The organism is Actinokineospora sp. (assembly GCF_050699995.1).
Classification (GTDB): Bacteria; Actinomycetota; Actinomycetes; order Mycobacteriales; family Pseudonocardiaceae; genus Actinokineospora.
Map to the genome: position 1 here is coordinate 1 of NZ_JBOHGC010000413.1, position 1,155 is coordinate 1,155.

The following is a 1,155-nucleotide window of genomic DNA, read 5'->3' on the forward strand; positions in this document are numbered from 1 at the left end:
GTGCCCGCCGGCACGCTGCAGGTAGCGACGGTTCTGCTCGGACTGAAAGCCGCGGTCAGCGACCCACACCACCCGCCCGAGCTTCCACGCGCGTAGGTCGTCCTTGACCTGGCGGATCAGCTCGGAATCGTTGGTGTTGCCCGGCCAGCACCACACGCGGATCGGGATCCCGGCGCGCGTGACGGCCATCCCGATCACGACCTGCGGCAGGTCGTCGCGGTGGTCCTTGGACTTGCCGTAGGTGCGAAACGCCGGGCGGACCACGTTGCCGTCGGCGTCGACCACGTCCGCCTCGGCCGTGTCGCGCTCGAAGTAGGTCGAGGTCGTGTCGAAGAACAGCAGGTCGACCTCCAGGTTGAGCAGGTCCGCGGTGGCGAAGTACACCTGCTCGGCGAGCTCGTCCTCGACCTCCAGCAGCCAGTCCATCGCGCGGTAGCAGGCGTCCTCGTCGAGCTCTTGTAGCCCGTCGATCCACGCCCGCTCCGACACCCACTTGCTCGCCGCCAGCTTGCTCAGCGGCTCCAGCGCGCGGTTGGCGACCATCGCGAAGATCACCCGCTCGGCGCGCGGATCGAGCCGGCGACCCTCCAGCAGGCCCGACAGCGTGCGGTCGATCGCCAGCACTCGCCACAGGCCGTCCAGCGCCCACGCCCCGCCGATCGGCCGCGACTCCAAGAACCGCAGTCCGGGCGCCGCCGTCGCCGCCAGCGCCTGCTCGGGCTCGAGCACCCGCTGCAGCGACCCGATCAGCCGCACGATCGCCGCCCGATCGAGCTGGTCCTCGCGGCCGAAGCTGTAGAGCACCCGCACCTTGGACTGCTTGGCGACAGGGTCCCACTCGTTGTGCGCCAGCTGCAGGTAGCCGACACTGCCCCCATCCTTCGTCCGCCGCTGCGTCCGACGCAGGTACATACCTAGCGCTTATACACGATCAACCGGCCGGAAGCGACCTAACCCCACTAGGCGTGTATCTAGGCGATTTCGCCCGCGATACCAACCGAATGGCTCTAGAGCGTGACTCTCACGCCACAAGACACCCAAAACCCGTCAGGAACTGCGGTACTCGGGCTGGTCCTTCCGCGCCAGCCAGGCCGAAGGCCGCCTCCTCTCCCGCGCCGCAGCCGCCGAGGCGTGGTTCAACGAGGAGTACGAACC

1 protein-coding gene is annotated in these 1,155 nt (G+C 68.6%); it reads right to left on the reverse strand.

The window, feature by feature from the left end:
* A partial coding sequence (locus ACRDSQ_RS20295) for an IS1634 family transposase (RefSeq protein WP_431423226.1) occupies positions 1–912 on the reverse strand: 912 nt, incomplete at its 3' end.
* Positions 913–1,155: the final 243 nt, after the last annotated feature.